The 16,824-nt window shown below is 39.4% G+C and carries 12 protein-coding genes and 5 tRNA genes; 15 read left to right on the forward strand and 2 right to left on the reverse strand.

Annotated features, from left to right (window positions below; all coding sequences use genetic code 11):
• Positions 1-49: 49 nt before the first annotated feature.
• Positions 50-631, forward strand: a complete 582-nt coding sequence (locus ACYIAR_RS04845) for a superoxide dismutase (RefSeq protein WP_480332452.1) — start codon at positions 50-52, stop codon at positions 629-631.
• Between the two features lie 4 nt (positions 632-635).
• Here ACYIAR_RS04845 and ACYIAR_RS04850 read toward each other — a convergent pair whose 3' ends face one another.
• Complete coding sequence (locus ACYIAR_RS04850) at positions 636-1,343, reverse strand: LytR/AlgR family response regulator transcription factor (RefSeq protein WP_480332454.1); 708 nt, start codon at positions 1,341-1,343, stop codon at positions 636-638.
• Between the two features lie 27 nt (positions 1,344-1,370).
• Positions 1,371-2,375, reverse strand: coding sequence for a sensor histidine kinase (locus tag ACYIAR_RS04855; protein WP_480332456.1), 1,005 nt, complete (start codon positions 2,373-2,375; stop codon positions 1,371-1,373).
• 137 nt (positions 2,376-2,512) lie between these two features.
• On the opposite strand from ACYIAR_RS04855, the gene ACYIAR_RS04860 reads away from it, so the two are divergent.
• The 14 genes from ACYIAR_RS04860 to ACYIAR_RS04925 all read left to right on the forward strand — a co-directional run bounded on the left by ACYIAR_RS04860 (position 2,513) and on the right by ACYIAR_RS04925 (position 16,717).
• Entirely contained in the window at positions 2,513-3,595 is a 1,083-nt protein-coding gene (locus ACYIAR_RS04860) for an efflux RND transporter periplasmic adaptor subunit (RefSeq protein ID WP_480332458.1), read from the forward strand.
• 17 nt (positions 3,596-3,612) lie between these two features.
• Positions 3,613-6,756, forward strand: a complete 3,144-nt coding sequence (locus ACYIAR_RS04865) for an efflux RND transporter permease subunit (protein WP_480332460.1) — start codon at positions 3,613-3,615, stop codon at positions 6,754-6,756.
• Positions 6,757-6,761: 5 nt separating this feature from the next.
• Complete coding sequence (locus ACYIAR_RS04870) at positions 6,762-8,135, forward strand: efflux transporter outer membrane subunit (RefSeq protein WP_480332462.1); 1,374 nt, start codon at positions 6,762-6,764, stop codon at positions 8,133-8,135.
• Between the two features lie 505 nt (positions 8,136-8,640).
• Entirely contained in the window at positions 8,641-9,405 is a 765-nt protein-coding gene (locus ACYIAR_RS04875) for a DUF1295 domain-containing protein (RefSeq protein ID WP_480332464.1), read from the forward strand.
• Between the two features lie 25 nt (positions 9,406-9,430).
• Positions 9,431-10,657 carry an NADH:flavin oxidoreductase gene (locus ACYIAR_RS04880; protein ID WP_480332466.1) on the forward strand — a complete coding sequence of 409 codons (1,227 nt, stop codon included), beginning with the start codon at positions 9,431-9,433 and terminating at the stop codon, positions 10,655-10,657.
• 13 nt (positions 10,658-10,670) lie between these two features.
• Positions 10,671-11,516 carry an SDR family oxidoreductase gene (locus ACYIAR_RS04885; protein WP_480332468.1) on the forward strand — a complete coding sequence of 282 codons (846 nt, stop codon included), beginning with the start codon at positions 10,671-10,673 and terminating at the stop codon, positions 11,514-11,516.
• A gap of 221 nt (positions 11,517-11,737) precedes the next feature.
• Positions 11,738-11,811 (forward strand) — tRNA-Thr (locus ACYIAR_RS04890).
• Between the two features lie 94 nt (positions 11,812-11,905).
• Positions 11,906-11,988, forward strand: a tRNA-Tyr gene (locus tag ACYIAR_RS04895).
• A gap of 29 nt (positions 11,989-12,017) precedes the next feature.
• Positions 12,018-12,091 (forward strand) — tRNA-Thr (locus ACYIAR_RS04900).
• Between the two features lie 93 nt (positions 12,092-12,184).
• Positions 12,185-12,267 (forward strand) — tRNA-Tyr (locus tag ACYIAR_RS04905).
• Positions 12,268-12,293: 26 nt separating this feature from the next.
• Positions 12,294-12,367, forward strand: a tRNA-Thr gene (locus ACYIAR_RS04910).
• Positions 12,368-12,555: 188 nt separating this feature from the next.
• Positions 12,556-13,728 carry a M24 family metallopeptidase gene (locus ACYIAR_RS04915; protein ID WP_480332470.1) on the forward strand — a complete coding sequence of 391 codons (1,173 nt, stop codon included), beginning with the start codon at positions 12,556-12,558 and terminating at the stop codon, positions 13,726-13,728.
• A 50-nt stretch (positions 13,729-13,778) separates the two neighbouring features.
• Positions 13,779-15,473, forward strand: a complete 1,695-nt coding sequence (locus tag ACYIAR_RS04920; RefSeq protein WP_480332472.1) for an alkaline phosphatase — start codon at positions 13,779-13,781, stop codon at positions 15,471-15,473.
• Positions 15,474-15,568: 95 nt separating this feature from the next.
• Positions 15,569-16,717, forward strand: coding sequence for a glycerate kinase family protein (locus ACYIAR_RS04925; RefSeq protein WP_480332474.1), 1,149 nt, complete (start codon positions 15,569-15,571; stop codon positions 16,715-16,717).
• The last annotated feature ends 107 nt before the right edge of the window (positions 16,718-16,824 follow it).

Here is a 16,824-nt window from a genome sequence, read left to right on the forward strand (position 1 = left end):
ATAGCACTGGCAAAACTTTAGTTATTAACTATCTAAAATCATTACTAGTATGAAGCACGAACTTATAAAGCTTCCTTATGAAGCTAACGCTCTTGAGCCTGTCATTTCCCAAAAGACAATAGAGTTTCATCACGGGAAGCATCTCCAGGCTTATGTGAACAATCTGAATAATCTGATTGCTGGAACGAAATATGAAAATATGAGCCTTGAGGATATTGTAAAAGATTCGGAAGGCGGTATTTTCAACAATGCGGGACAAATTCTGAATCATAATATGTATTTCCAGCAATTCTCGCCGGACGCAAACGGCAGACCTGACGAAATCCTTTTGGAAGCCATTCAGGCAGAATGGCAAACATTTGAAAACTTCCAGAAAGAATTCAATGCTGCAGCTGCAAGTCTGTTTGGTTCCGGTTGGGTGTGGCTCGCTGCTGATAAAGACAAAAAACTTAGCATACAAAAAGAAAGCAATGCAGGAAATCCTTTGACTAAAGGATTACAGCCAATCCTCTGTTTCGATGTTTGGGAACATGCATATTATCTCGACTACCAGAACAGACGAGCTGACCATATTTCCGCTCTTTGGAATATTATTGACTGGAATGTAATAGAAGAAAGATACAGAAGCTAATAATCTACTTCAGTTTATTCAGGAAATCTTCCATATATGTTCGTCCAATCGGAACACAAACTCCTTTCCAAGAGAGTTGTATCTGGTTGGACGAATAACTTAATATAGCTTTCTTTGCCACTATATATGATTTATGAACCCGTATGAAAAGTCCTTTCGGAAGCATATTAAATATAGACTTCATACTGGTTCTCGACAAAACATAACTGCCACTGCTACGCCTGTAAATCTTAGTGTAGTTTTCCATTGCTTCAATATAAATAATATCATCAACCGGAATAACAACATTATTATACTCCTGCTTGACTACTATTGTTTCCTGAGGCTGGGTTTTCTGAACTTTGCTTTCCATCGCCTCTATCCTTCTCAAAGCCTTATCCACAGCCTTTTCAAAACGCTCATAAGCAAATGGCTTATGCAGAAAGTCAACAGCGTCAAGATTGAATCCTTCGAGAGCAAATGAAGCATGTGCTGTTGTGAATATAAACACACATTCTTTTGGAAGAATATTTGCAATTTCCAATCCGCTGATACTGTTCATCTGAATATCCAGAAAAACCAAATTGGGTTTCTGACGGATAATTTCCTCCAGACCAATGCGAGGCTCACAATACGTCTGCAGCTCCATTCCGCCTTTACGGTTGCAGAAACTGCGTATAATGGTGAGAGCTAAAGGCTCGTCATCAATAGCTATACAGGAAATATTTCTCATAATATTCTTCTATATTCTGTTTTTACATTATAATAGGTTTATAACCAATCTTGTCTCATACAATTCTCCATTATATCCGGCAGATAATTTAAACTTACCCGGATAAAGAAGTTCCAGGCGTTTACGGCAATTCTCAATTCCTACAGCAGATACAATATCATTTCTGTCACGCATAATCTTGTTTTTGGTTTCAAAATCCAAAACGCCATTACTAACTTTTATTCTTATGGTGATACAGCAATCCTCATCTGACGATGCTCCATATTTGAAAGCATTTTCCACAAATGTTATCAGAATCATCGGCGGAATCATCATTTTGTCGTTATCTATTTCAGAAACAAAGTCTATTATTGTATGATGATTAAGGCGAAGCTTCTGCAAATCCACATATTGCCTGATATAATTTATCTCACTGCCAATATCTATGTAATCCGAAGTTGCCTGAGAATACATATACTTTAGAATATTGGAGAATTTAATGAAAGCAGTTTCCGTATGTTCCGATTGTGATATTACCAAAGCATAAAGCGAATTCAGAGTATTAAAAAGGAAATGAGGATTAATCTGGGATTTATATAACGACAATTCCGCCTTGTCTTTCTCTGCTTCAATTTCGTGTTTGGAAATTATCTGCCTGAACAGTTCGAACAACAGTTCGATTGCCAAGGAAAAGCCTGTTACAACCCAAAAGAAAAACCAGACCGTTTGTGAACGCAAGTGCTGCCTGGTTGTTTGTGGTAAAGGCGAGCGTGATGAATTTTCGGTAAAAGGAACTAGACTGACAAGTTCCGTTGCGAGTAAAAGAACAATTATTATCGCACAAACCTGCCAATATTTCTTCTGCATAACCAAAGATGGAATCTTCACTTTTCTATATACAAAATACAATATATAAAGATATGCGATAAGTATGAGTAGGAATGTTGTCTGATAAACAATCCATTTGTCAACCGGCAAAATCATTATCAGCATTGGCAGGAACACCAAGCAAAATAACAAGTCAATATATAGAGTTATCTTATTCTGTTTCATATCACAAAAATACAGTAATACCAGCATTTTGACAAACTTATGTTATTCCGGATATCATCACTTTCACGTCGTTTGTCAACACTAATTTCATACTAAACATTTAGTCTGTATAGATTTGTAGAAAACACTCGATAAACATGAAATATCTAACTTTTTTATGCATTCTTTCTTTGGCTCTTGCCGGTTGTAAACAAAACAAGGGAAACACGCAAGATGCACAATACCAGACAATGACTGTTGAAGCAAGTGACCGTTTGCTGAACTCAGAATTTGCAGCAGCAATAAGTGGAAAACAGTATGTTGAAATACGTCCTCAGGTTAGCGGAACGATAACCAGGATTTGTATAAACGAAGGTGATTTAGTGAAAAAAGGACAACTTCTGTTTGTAATAGATCAGGTTCCGTATAAAGCAGCCCTTGAAACTGCCATTGCCAATGTGAAAATGGCTGAAGCCAAACTGGAAACAGCAAAGCTCACAGCAGACAGTAAAAAAGAACTTTTCAATGAAAATGTGGTTTCTGAATTTGACTTGAAAACAGCGCAAAACGCATATCTGGAAGCTAAAGCTTACTTGGCACAGACAAAAGCAGAAGAAGTAAATGCAAGAAACAATCTTTCTTATACCGAAGTTAAAAGTCCTGTTGACGGATTTGCCAGTATGATTCCTTATCGTGTAGGCGCACTTGTGAGCAGCAGTATTGCAGAACCGCTGGTTACAGTTTCAGACGACAGCAACGTGAATGTTTATTTTTCCATGGCAGAGAATCAGATTCTGGACATTTTGCAACAATATGGCTCTTTGCATAAAGCTATAGAAAATCTACCGGAAGTAAGTCTCAAGCTTAGCAACGGAAAAGAATATAATCAGAAAGGACGCATCGACGCTATCAGCGGAACAATAGATGAATCAACAGGAGCAGTAAGCTTGAGAGCCACTTTCCCTAATCCCGACGGCTTGCTAAGAAACGGTGGTAGCGGAACTGTGTTGCTTCCATATGAACGTAAAGGTTGTATTGTTATTCCTCAAACAGCAACATATGAAATACAAAACAAGACATTTGTATTCAAAGTTGTTGACGGTTATGCAAAATCAACTGACATTGAAGTATTCCACCTCAACAATGGCACAGAATATATCGTTGAATCCGGACTGCAGCCTGGAGAAGAAATCATTTCAGAAGGCGCAGGTCTGATAAGTGATGGAACAAAGGTTAAATAACAGAAAAAACATCTTATATGAAAATACAGACATTTATTGATCGTCCTATTTTTGCCGGAGTAATTTCTGTTACAATTATAATAATTGGTTTGATAGGGCTTTCACAGCTTCCTATCGAACAATTCCCAGAAATTGCTCCGCCTACAGTAAAAGTTTCAGCAACATACACAGGAGCAAATGCTGAAACAGTAATGAAGAGTGTCAATGTTCCTTTGGAAGAAGCTATAAACGGTGTTGAAAATATGTCGTATATGGTTTCAACTGCCGCCAACACAGGAACTGCTAGTATAACTGTTTATTTCAGACAGGGAACTGATGCCGATATGGCTTTGGTTAACGTGCAGAACAGAATTGCTACGGCACAAGGACTTCTTCCTGCCGAAGTAACAAAAACAGGTATTACCGTCAGAAAAAGACAGACAAGTAATATCAAATCACTTGCTCTTTATAGTCCGGACGGCTCGTTCGACGAAAGTTTCCTGAACAATTACCTTAAGATAAACATCGAACCTAGATTGTCCAGAATTCCAGGTGTCGGTGAAGTAAACGTAATGGGTTCCGACTATTCTCTCCGAATTTGGCTGAATCCGCTTAAAATGGCAAGATATGGTTTGGTGCCTAGTGACATAACACAAGTTCTGGACGAACAGAACGTGGAAGCTCCAACAGGAACATTCGGGGCTGACTCAGAAAATACATTCCAATATGTACTGAAATACCGCGGCCGCTATGAAGAAGAAAAGGACTACGAAAACCTTGTTGTCCGCTCATTGCCGAATGGCGAAATCCTAAGACTTAAAGATATTGCACGAATAGAGTTAGGCTCAATGAGCTACACATATATCGGCGAAGTAAACGGTCTTCCTGGCGCAAACTGTATGATAGCACAGACATCAGGCTCAAATGCCAATGAAATTATCAAGCAGATTGACAGCGAAGCAGAGAAAATCAGAGAAACTCTTCCAAAAGGAATGGAGTTGGTGGACTTGATGAGTTCGAAAGACTTCCTGGATGCTTCTATCAAGAGTGTGGTAAAGACTTTGATTGAGGCTATTATCCTCGTTGTTCTTGTTGTTTATGTTTTCTTGCAGAGTCTGCGCTCAAGTATTATACCGACTATTGCAATTATCGTAAGTCTTATCGGAACATTCGCCTTCCTTTATGCTGCCGGCTTCAGTCTGAATATGCTGACGCTCTTCGCTCTTGTTCTTGTAATCGGAACGGTGGTTGACGATGCCATCGTTGTGGTGGAAGCCGTTCAGGCTAAGTTCGACGAAGGATATGTTTCCTCTTATCATGCCACAATTGATGCTATGGACAATATTACCTCAGCATTGATTACAACTACATTCGTTTTCATGGCGGTGTTTATTCCGGTATGTTTCATTGGAGGAACAACAGGTACATTCTACACGCAATTCGGTCTGACAATGGCTATTGCCGTTGCCATATCGGCACTCAACGCTCTTACGTTCTCTCCTGCCCTATGTGCTTTGATTATGACTCCACACACAACCGGTGAGAATGGAGAAAAGATGAGTTTCTCTTCACGGTTCCACGTTGCATTTGACGCATCATTCCAGAGAATGGTGAATAAATACAAATTCGGCGTTTTCTTCTTCCTGAAAAGAAAATGGCTTGCCGGTGCATTGCTTGTTGTTGCATTCTCAGGTTTGTTTATTCTGATGAAAACTACTAAGACTGGTCTTGTTCCTCAGGAAGATATGGGAACTATATTCATGAACGTACAAACACCTCCGGGAAGTAACCTTAGCGAAACAAAGCGTGTAATGGATATGGTTGAAAAACGTATCAAAGACATAGAGGAAATAAAAATGTATTCCAAAGTAACCGGTAACAGTATTATTAACGGACAAGGTGCATCAAACGGACAGTTTATCATAAGACTGAAAGACTGGTCGGAACGTGAAGGAAAAGAACACGACATAAATGCCGTCATAAATAAAATCTACAGTCTGACCGACGATATCAAAGGCGCCACAATCCGAGCATTCGGCCAGCCGATGATTTCCGGTTATGGTGTAAGTAACGGTTTCGAATTATACGTTCAGGACCAGAAAGGCGGAAGCATAGAAGATTTGCTGAAATACACCAGAAATATGATTGACGCAATGAACAAACGTCCGGAAATATCCAAAGCTTATACATCATTCGACACTAAATACCCTCAATATATGGTGGAAGTAGATGCTGCTCTATGTAAAAGGAACAACGTCTCTCCATCGGATGTTTTATCAACTCTTTCCGGATATATTGGCGGAAACTATGCGTCCAACATGAACCGATTCTCAAAGCTGTATCGTGTGATGATTCAGGCTTCGCCGGAATTCCGCCTCGACAAGGAATCATTGAACAATATCTTTGTCAGAACATCAGACGGCGAAATGTCACCAATCGGACAATACCTGAAACTAACCAGAGTTTATGGTTCCGAAATCCTTACACGATTCAACCTGTTCTCCGCAATATCAGTCAACGGAGTGCCGGCAGATGGATACAGTTCCGGTCAGGCTATTCAGGCAATCCGTGAAGTTGCAAAACAAACCTTGCCGGCAGGCTATGGATATGAATTCGGCGGTATGTCGCGCGAGGAAGCATCAACAGGAAATATGGCAGCATTGGTGTTCTTCGTTTGTGTTGTTTTCATTTACCTTATCCTTTGTGCGCTCTACGAAAGTATGTTCATTCCAATGGCTGTGATTCTTTCCGTTCCTTTCGGATTGGCAGGAAGTTTCTTATTTGCCAAGGTATTCGGATTGGAAAACAACATTTACATGCAGACAGGTTTGATTATGCTGATAGGTTTGCTTTCAAAAACTGCAATTCTTCTGACCGAATATGCCTCTGAAAGAAGAAAGCACGGAATGAGTATTTCGCAAGCCGCCCTTTCTGCTGCTAAGGTTCGTCTTCGTCCGATTCTTATGACTTCATTGACTATGATTTTCGGCCTTCTGCCAATGATGTTTGCAACCGGTGTCGGCGCAAACGGTAACATATCGCTCGGTGTCGGAACTGTTGGAGGTATGCTTATCGGAACTATTGCCCTGCTGTTCATCGTTCCGGTTCTTTTCACCATTTTCCAATATTTGCAGGAAAAGCTGATGCCGGAAAGGAATACACAACAACCAATAAAAAAGTAATGAATATGAAAAACGTAATCAGTTCCATCATAATCCTTGCGTTTGCAATGTCTGCCGGAAGTTGCCATATTTACCAGTCATACAAACGTCCGGAAATGTCCGTGGATAACGGACTTTTCCGCCAGGGCGAGGCAAGCGCTGACACTGTTTCAATAGCTACAGTATCGTGGAAAGAGTTTTTCTCCGACGAAAAACTCAAAACTCTGATCGAAACCGGGCTTGAAAACAACACAGACCTGCAAATAGCTCATCTCAGAGTGAATGAGGCTGAAGCTGTGTTGATGGCAGCAAATCTGTCTTTTCTCCCGTCAGTTTTCTTCAATCCAGACGCGTCGATAACTCATTCGAAAGCTAGCGGGACAGAAAAATCATACACCTTGGCAGGTTCTGCCAGTTGGGAAATTGATTTGTTCGGAAAATTGAGAAATGCACGAAAAGGTTCCGAAGCCGCTCTTTATCAAAGCAAGGCATACAGTCAGGCTGTGCGCGCACAATTAATTGCTACAATTGCCAACAGCTATTACACACTTCTTATGCTTGACGAGCAATTAAGTATCAGCCAGCGTACTTCCGAAAACTGGGGCAGCTATTTGCACACATTGAATGCATTGAAGAAAAACGGAACTGTCAACCAGGCTGAGATTTCGCAAGCCGAAGCCAGCAAACTGCAAACCGATGCTTCAGTTCTGAGTATCCGACAGCAAATACAATCGGTAGAAAACAGTCTGTCCGTTTTATTGGGAAATTCTCCGGGAGAGATTGACCGCAATACTTTGTCGGAACAGAAATTCCCTGTAGAAATGTCAACAGGCGTTCCTTTGGACTTGCTCAGGAATCGTCCGGACATAATCGAGGCTGAATGGGCTTTGGCTCAAGCTTATTACACTACAAATGAAGCTAGAGCTGCTTTTTATCCGTCCATTACGCTAAGCGGTTCTGCCGGATGGACCGACGGAAGCGGGTTGGCAATAGCAAATCCAAGCGGATGGTTGTTCAGTGCTGTTGGCTCACTCCTTCAACCTTTATTTAACAAAGGCCAGAACATTGCCCAGCTGAAAATAAGCAAAGCTCAGCAGGAAGAAGCTCTGCTGGCATTCAAACAAAGTATCCTGAATGCCGGAGCTGAAGTAAACGATGCTCTTACGCAGTGGCAAACTGCACAGAAAAGGTTTGAACTTGACTGTCAGCAAATCAAATCATTGCAGACAGCCGAGAAAAGTACAAAACTGCTTATGGAGCACGGAACTACTAATTATCTGGAAGTCCTCATCGCACAGCAAAGTCTGTTACAGGCTGAACTGACAAGAGTCGAAGATAAGTTTAATGAAATCCAAGGAATTACCAATCTCTATCACGCTTTGGGAGGTGGGAATTCCTGAAAATATTTTTGAGATTGCAGCAGCGGCTGCTTGCTCAGATTTTCTCTCTCTCTAAATTAAATTCTGAAGCTGTCGGTCTCTCCATTCTAAGCTATTACCAACATAAGTGTTTATCATAATAACGTTTCATACCTGAGAACCGGCAGCTTCTTCTTTTTCTTTCCTGAATGTTCCCACCTGACGCAAAACTTTTCCAGCAATATATCAATTGCTGAAAATATTTTTCCAAACAAAAACATGCGGCTGGAAAAATATTTTCATAGGCATGAAAATAAATTTTCTCCCCGATGAAAAATTTTTTTCATCCGAATGAAAAAATATTTTCTTTCAAGTCCAAAATATTCCTTTTTCAGACTAAAAAATATTATTGCTTTTCAAATTAAAAGACTTAATTTTGAAGCTTACTACAACAATCCTACATATAAGGAAAAAACGTTGCATACACATTAATTCTACGGGATAAAAACATAAATCTTGAAAAATACTACAAACATAACTTTGAGAAATGGAACAACAGATTTATAATACATTAATAATTGCCATGCCAATATTGGCAGTGATAGTTTTCATTGCCTTGTTTTTCATCAAAGCAGGATATGGAATTTTCCAGAACAAAAGTTGGGGAATAAGCATAAACAACCGTTTGGGATGGATTATCATGGAATGTCCGGTGTTTGTTGTAATGCTTTATCTTTGGATTACAGGAAACGAACCATTCAACCCTATATTGCTGACTTTCTTTTTACTTTTTGAGCTCCACTATTTCCAGCGTACATTCATATTCCCATTCCTTATGAACGGGAAAAGCCGTATGCCGCTCAGCATAATAGGATGCGGAGTCCTGTTCAACGTAATCAACGGATATATGCAGGGAGAATGGTTGTTCCATCTCGCTCCCGAAGGATATTACACAGATGAATGGTTTGCTTCGCCGGCTTTCATTTGTGGAGTTATTGTTTTCTTTGCCGGTATGTCCATAAATCTACATTCGGACCATGTTATCAGACATTTGCGTCCTAAAGGCGACACCAAACATTATCTTCCGCAAAAAGGATTCTACAAATACGTGACATCGGCTAATTATTTCGGCGAACTGGTTGAATGGACAGGATTCGCCATCCTGACACAGTCAACTGCAGCATGGATTTTCGTCTTATGGACATTTGCAAATCTTGCTCCACGAGCTTATAAAATAAAAGAAAAATATATAAAGGAATTTGGAGCTGATGCTGTTGGAAAAAGAAAATGTCTTATTCCTTTTATATACTGAAAACAAATAAAATATTATACTCGATATGAAACAGTCTGTTCTTTTTACGCCGGCTAGCATCGGACCTGTCACACTGCGCAACAGGACAATCCGTTCTGCAGCCTTCGAAAGTATGTGTCCGGGAAATTCTCCTTCAGAGGAGTTATTGAACTATCACCATTCTGTTGCTGCCGGAGGAATAGGGATGACAACAGTAGCTTATGCTGCCGTTACCAGAAGCGGTCTTTCATTCGACAAGCAGCTTTGGATGAGAAAAGAAATTGTTCCAGGACTGAGAAAAGTTACAGATGCCATACATAAGGAAGGAGCTGCTGCCAGCATTCAGTTGGGGCACTGCGGGAACATGTCTCACAAAAGTATCTGTGGCGAAACGCCTGTTGGAGCTTGCACGGGATTCAACCTCTACTCTCCTACCTTCGTAAGAGGATTGAGAAGAGAAGAACTTCCGGAATTAGCCAAAGCATACGGCGACTCTGTCAGACTGGCTAGAGAATCCGGATTCGACGCTGTTGAAATCCATGCCGGACATGGTTATCTGATAAGCCAGTTCCTGTCACCATATACAAATCACAGAAAAGACGAATATGGCGGCAGCCTCAGCAACAGAATGAGATTCATGGACCAGGTAATGGACGAAGTGATGAAAGCTGCCGGCAACGACATGGCTGTTCTGGTGAAAATGAATATGCGTGACGGATTCAAAGGCGGAATGGAAATTGACGAAAGTATTGAAGTGGCAAAACGTCTGAAAGAAGACGGCGCGCAAGCTTTGGTGCTGAGTGGAGGATTTGTGAGCAAAGCACCGATGTATGTAATGCGCGGAGCTATGCCAATACGTACGCTCACTCATTATATGGATTGCTGGTGGCTCAAGTTGGGAGTTCGCCTTGCCGGAAGGATGATGATTCCTACTGTTCCGTTCAAAGAAGCATATTTCCTCGAAGATGCTCTGAAATTCAGAGAAGTTATCAAAGATATTCCACTTGTTTATGTTGGTGGTTTGGTGTCAAGAAGCAAAATTGACGAAGTTCTTGACAAAGGCTTTGAATTTGTGCAAATGGGACGTGCGGTGCTGAACGAACCGGGATTCGTGAACCGTATGATGAAGGAAGAGAATGCACGTTGCAACTGCAAACACAGCAACTATTGCATAGGCAGAATGTATTCCTTGAATATGGCTTGTCATCAGCATTTGAACGAGCCTTTACCTAAGTTTATTGAAAAGGAAATTGAGGAATTGGAGAAAAAATAATACAGGAAAGAAAATGAATAAAATTGCTGTCATAACCGGCGCTGACGGAGGAATGGGTTCTGAAATAACCCGTGAAGTCGCAGCTGCCGGATATAAAACCATAATGCTCTGCCAGACAAAGGGAAAAGGAGAAGAAAGGAAAAGACAAATAATAGAAAAAACTGGTAATAACGACATTGAAGTAAAGCAAATTGACCTTTCGTCGATGAGCAGTATCTCAAAACTATGTGACGAATTGCTCAAGGAATTGCCGTCAATTGATTTGCTTATGAACAATGCCGGAACAATGTGTACTCATTTCAAACAAACCGAAGAGGGATTTGAATATACTGTTGCGGTAAATTATCTTGCTCCGTTCCTTCTTTCAAACAAGCTTGTTCCTCTGATGCACAAAGGAAGTCGCATTGTGAATATGGTTTCATGTACTTACAAAATCGGAAAAGTAGGTGAAAAATTCTTTACTCACGGACGTGACAGCAAAAGTTTTTGGAGAATTCCTATTTACAGCAACACTAAATATGCCTTGTGGATGTTCACCTATGAGCTTTCGCAAAGACTGAAAGACAGAGGAATCTCAGTTAATGCTGCCGACCCGGGAATCGTTTCCACAAATATTATAAGAATGGATATGTGGTTTGATTTCCTGACAGACATTATTTATCGTCCGCTGATAAGAACTCCTCGCCAAGGAGCAGACACGGCAATTCATCTTTTGTTGGACAAATGTTACGAAGGTACAACAGGAGAAATGTTTGCTTCAAACAAACAGAAAACTTTGAAATCTTGTTTCAAGAACAGAGATATAAGTTCTAAATTATGGAGCAAAACAGAAGAAATGCTGAGTAAATTCCTAAAATAATTCTATTAAAGGACATTTATTATCATTGGCCATATAAGACAAAGCAAATCTCTAATATTCAAATTCTAAACCAACAAAATGCGTAGTCAAATGGTAATATTTAAGCATTTTCACAGTAACAATATTTCAAAAAAACTATTGTCAGCTATTGCATATTAAAAAATATTGCCTACCTTTGCACCCGCAATCGAGAGAGAGATTGCTAATAAATAAAAAACAATGCCTCTTTAGCTCAGTTGGCCAGAGCACGTGATTTGTAATCTCGGGGTCGTTGGTTCGAATCCGACAAGAGGCTCAAAAGGTTTTAAGTTTATTAGTTTATAAGTTAATTAGTTTTTTAGTTTAAAACTTAGAAACTCAAAAACTGAAAAACTCAAAAACTTAAATTAGGGCAGTTACCAGAGTGGCCAAATGGGGCTGACTGTAACTCAGCTGGCTTACGCCTTCGGTGGTTCGAATCCATCACTGCCCACAACATTTTTTTCATAACGTATTGATTTTGCCTCTTTAGCTCAGTTGGCCAGAGCACGTGATTTGTAATCTCGGGGTCGTTGGTTCGAATCCGACAAGAGGCTCAAAGGTTTTAAGTTTATTAGTTTATAAGTTAATTAGTTTTTTAGTTTAAAACTTAGAAACTCAAAAACTGAAAAACTCAAAAACTTAAATTAGGGCAGTTACCAGAGTGGCCAAATGGGGCTGACTGTAACTCAGCTGGCTTACGCCTTCGGTGGTTCGAATCCATCACTGCCCACACATTTTTCATAACGTATAAATATTGCCTCTTTAGCTCAGTTGGCCAGAGCACGTGATTTGTAATCTCGGGGTCGTTGGTTCGAATCCGACAAGAGGCTCAAAAGAGAATCTGCTGTGAAGCAGGTTCTCTTTTTGTTTATATAAATACCAAAATCCATCAACCGTTTTATCTATATTTCAATCATAATAATATTTCGTTACATCATTCAAAAATATTTCCAAACAATAAAGCAAGCGCATAATTATCCTTATCTTTACGGCAACAAAAAAGAAAAGCGAACAGAAGATGATAAACGAAAGTTTAATTGATGACTTCCGAATTAAATGGAATAGAATACAAACAGCTCTGAAAGAAATAAATGCAGACGGATGCTTATTGTCTGCCGGTGTCAATTTATTCTACGTAACCGGACAAATGTATAATGGTTACTTCTATCTTCCTGTAGAAGGAGAACCATGGTTATTTATTAAACGTCCGAATGACCTTAAAGGAAATAATTTAGTTTATATCCGCAAGCCAGAACAACTTCCGGAAATGTTTGAGAAATATGGAATAAAACTACCGGAAAAACTTCTTCTTGAAGCTGATGAACTGACTTACTCAGAATATACTAGGTTGCAAAATATCTTCAATCCTAGAGAAACAGGAAACGCAACAAGCCTGATGCGAAATATCCGAAGAGTTAAAACCCCATATGAAATTTCCCAAACAAGAATATCTGCCGCAAAACATGCTGCAACTTACAGAGAAATCCCTAACTGCTTCAAGCCTGGAATGACTGACCTGGAATTCCAGTTTGAGATAGAACATTGCATGAGAAAGAATGGTTCTATTGGATTATTCCGTGCTTTCGGTGCAAATATGGATATATTTATGGGAAGCCTTCTTGCCGGAGAAAACGCGGAAGCTCCTTCCCCATTCGACTTTGCTCTTGGTGGAGCCGGAGTTGACATTTCATGTCCATTGGGCGCAAACGGAACACTGCTTAAGGAAGGAACAGCCATAATGGTGGATATGGCAGGAAACTATACTGCATATATGACTGATATGACTCGAGTTTTTTCTGTTGGAAAACTTACTGAACTGGCATATAAAGCTCATCAGGTTGCATTGGAAATTCAGGAAGAAATAGCATCAGCAACTCGTCCGGGCGCCCTTTGTTCCGAATTATACAATATTGCGGCAAGAATAGTAGAGAAAGAGAAACTTGAAGCTTATTTCATGGGCACCAAACAGCAGGCTAAATTCGTAGGCCACGGAATAGGATTACAAATCAATGAGCTTCCTGTTCTTACACCTCGCTCAAAGGAAATCCTTGAAAAAAATATGATTTTCGCCTTGGAACCTAAGTTTGTTATTCCCGGAGTCGGTGCCGTAGGAATAGAAAACAGTTTTCTTGTTACAGCTAACGGCTCGGAAAAGCTGACTGTTTTCCCTGAAGAAATCCATATGTTATAAGACAAATAAGTATTCTAAACATTAAACAATAATATAACGATTAATTGGGTATGAAAAGAATTCTTCTTCTATTAGCATTATTGGCTATTGTGTCAATGCCATCAAATGCTATCAAGCCGGAAGATGTAAAGCCGGTAAAGAATGTAATAGTATTAATTCCGGATGGAACTTCTCTGTCATCTGTTTCTTTGGCGAGATGGATTCAGTGGTATGAAAATCCGGACAAGCCAAATCTGAATATCGACCCTTATATTTGCGGTACAGTAAGAACTCATTCATCCAATGCTCCTATTGGTGATTCTGCTCCTACAACATCTTGCTATATGAGCGGTTATCCAAGCAGAACCGGTTATGTTTCAACTTATCCGGTAGCAGACCCAGGAAATGATATTTATCCTATGGATTCAAGCAGAGCTTATCAGCCGTTGACTACTGTATTGGAAGCAGCAAAAATACTGAAAGGAAAATCAACAGGACTTGTGTTTACATGTGAGTTCCCGCATGCAACTCCTGCCGATTGCTCCGCTCACAGCTACAACCGCGGACGTTACGACTGGATTTCACGCCAAATGGCTCACAATGACTTAAACGTGGTTATCGGTGGAGGAACCAGTTTGTTGCCTGAAGAATGCGAATCTTATCTAAAATCAAACGGATATTCCGTATATAAAGATGATCTTAAAGGTATGCGTTCTGACAAAAACGACAAAATGTGGGCTTTGTTCTGTGAAAGAGAAATGAACTATGACATTGACCGTAATCCAGAAGAACAACCTTCAATTGAGGAAATGACAAAAACAGCTATTGAAAAGTTGTCAAAGAACGAGAACGGTTTCTTCCTGATGGTTGAAGGAAGTAAAGTTGACTGGGCTGCACATGCCAACGACCCGGTTGGTATTGTTTCTGACCTGTTAGCTTTCGACCGTGCTTGCGGAGTTGCTCTCGAATTTGCTCGCCAGAATAAAGAAACAGCTGTAGTAATTATGCCTGACCACGGAAACAGCGGTTTGAGCATCGGACGTAGTAGCTGTAAAGGATATGACAAACTAACAAAAGACCAGCTGTTCCACCAACTATCTTTATTCAAACTTACTGCTGATGGCTTGGCAAAGAAAGTAAACAGTGTGCCAAACTCAGAAGTTCAGGAAGTTTTCAGAGAATATGCAGGTTTTGAATTGACAGAACAGGAACTGAACGCATTGAACCATTGCAAAGACTATAAAAACAGTCCTATTCCAGAAAATGAAAGAGGCAATGAATCATTATCTTCTTTGTATAGCGATGCTTTGAATGGTTTTATGGCTAAATTAATCACAGAACGTTCATGCATCGGATTTACAACAGGCGGACACACTGGTGAAGAAGTTTTCCTGGCCGCTTATCATCCGGAGAATACTCTACCAATTGGTATGAACACAAATATCGAAATGAATGCTTATTTATGCGCATTATTCGGATTTGACAGAAACAAACTGGACGAACTTAGCAACAAGAATTTTGCTAAACATAGCGAAGTGTTCAAAGATTTCAAATATGAAATTGTTCCTGCTAAAGACGAAAAGTCTTTCCCTACTCTTGTTGTAAAGAACAAGAAAAAACAGCTTACTATTAACCCTTTCACTAACATTGTGAAAGTTGGCAAGAAAGGTAATGAAGAAATTCGTCTTAATTCTGTCATTGTTTATGTTGACAAGAACAACACATTCTATTTACCACAGGAACTTAGTTCTTATTTGAATAAATAATTGATTATTCATACATAATATATAAGGTTCATGGATTTTTAAATAAAAACTCCATGAACCTTTGGTTTATAATCTAACATAACAATTACTGCTATATGAATAAAATAGTCATAGCCATTGATTCTTTCAAAGGTTCATTGTCTTCAGCAGAACTTGGGAAAGCAGTGGAAAAAGGTATTCATAATATATATCCTGAATGTAACACTGTTGTTCTACCTGTTGCAGATGGCGGCGAAGGCACAGTTGAATCACTGATGACACACAACGACGGACATATTGTTGATGTGAAAGTTCACAATCCTTTGGGAGAAATAATCAATGCCCAATATGGAATAAGTAACGATACGGCATTCATGGAAATGGCTGCTGCGAGCGGTCTGTCTCTGATTCCATATAAACCGGGAAATGTTATGTTGACCAACACCTATGGAACAGGAGAAATGATTCTTGATGCCATAAAAAAAGGTTGTAAGAATTTCATTATAGGAATTGGAGGAAGTGCAACAAATGATGCAGGATTGGGAATGCTGCAAGCTCTAGGATTCAGTATCATTGATAAGAAAGGTAACAATATCAATATTTCCGGTAATAATCTAACTGCAGTACATCATATTGATTCTTCAAATATTGATGAAGCTATTAAAGAATGCTCATTCAATATTATTACTGACGTTAAGAATCCATTTTATGGAGAAAACGGAGCTGCATATATTTTCGCGCCGCAAAAAGGAGCAGATCCGGAAATGGTAAAACATTTGGATGACGGACTGCAAAACATAGCTTACATTATCAAGAAAGAAAAAGGAATAGACATACAGAAAGTTGAAGGAAGCGGTGCTGCCGGCGGTTTGGGAGGAATTTTCCATTCTTACCTTAATGCAACTCTTACATCCGGCATAGAATTCATTCTGCAATTCATGAATTTTGATTCCATTATCCAAAATGCAGATTTGATTATAACCGGAGAAGGAAAACTTGACAAACAAACAAAATCAGGAAAAGCCATCAGCGGAATAATAAACCATGCCAACAAATTCAATATTCCTGTTATAGCTTTATCCGGGAACACAGAAGAAGCAGATCAACAAATATTGGAACAAGGCCTGACTGCATATTGGAGTATACATAAATCACCCATAGAAATTGAAAAAGCTATGGATTGTGAATATACTGCTAAACATATACAAGATACAACAGAGCAAATTATGAGATTCCATAAAGCTTTTGTTAAACAAACAGAGTAAAAACATTTCTAAACTAATGAGGAACTAGATATAATTATTTGTTACAAAAAGCCTATAAAATGCGGGAAACACATTAAATATATATCCTATATAATATAAATAACAAA

This window comes from Parabacteroides sp. KHUB-01 (genome assembly GCF_056640935.1).

Coding starts and splice junctions, on each gene's coding strand:
- ACYIAR_RS04845 (WP_480332452.1), top strand. CDS start 50: ATGAAGCACGAACTTATAAAGCTTCCTTATGAAGCTAACGCTCTTGAG.
- ACYIAR_RS04850 (WP_480332454.1), bottom strand. CDS start 1,343: ATGAGAAATATTTCCTGTATAGCTATTGATGACGAGCCTTTAGCTCTC.
- ACYIAR_RS04855 (WP_480332456.1), bottom strand. CDS start 2,375: ATGAAACAGAATAAGATAACTCTATATATTGACTTGTTATTTTGCTTG.
- ACYIAR_RS04860 (WP_480332458.1), top strand. CDS start 2,513: ATGAAATATCTAACTTTTTTATGCATTCTTTCTTTGGCTCTTGCCGGT.
- ACYIAR_RS04865 (WP_480332460.1), top strand. CDS start 3,613: ATGAAAATACAGACATTTATTGATCGTCCTATTTTTGCCGGAGTAATT.
- ACYIAR_RS04870 (WP_480332462.1), top strand. CDS start 6,762: ATGAAAAACGTAATCAGTTCCATCATAATCCTTGCGTTTGCAATGTCT.
- ACYIAR_RS04875 (WP_480332464.1), top strand. CDS start 8,641: ATGGAACAACAGATTTATAATACATTAATAATTGCCATGCCAATATTG.
- ACYIAR_RS04880 (WP_480332466.1), top strand. CDS start 9,431: ATGAAACAGTCTGTTCTTTTTACGCCGGCTAGCATCGGACCTGTCACA.
- ACYIAR_RS04885 (WP_480332468.1), top strand. CDS start 10,671: ATGAATAAAATTGCTGTCATAACCGGCGCTGACGGAGGAATGGGTTCT.
- ACYIAR_RS04915 (WP_480332470.1), top strand. CDS start 12,556: ATGATAAACGAAAGTTTAATTGATGACTTCCGAATTAAATGGAATAGA.
- ACYIAR_RS04920 (WP_480332472.1), top strand. CDS start 13,779: ATGAAAAGAATTCTTCTTCTATTAGCATTATTGGCTATTGTGTCAATG.
- ACYIAR_RS04925 (WP_480332474.1), top strand. CDS start 15,569: ATGAATAAAATAGTCATAGCCATTGATTCTTTCAAAGGTTCATTGTCT.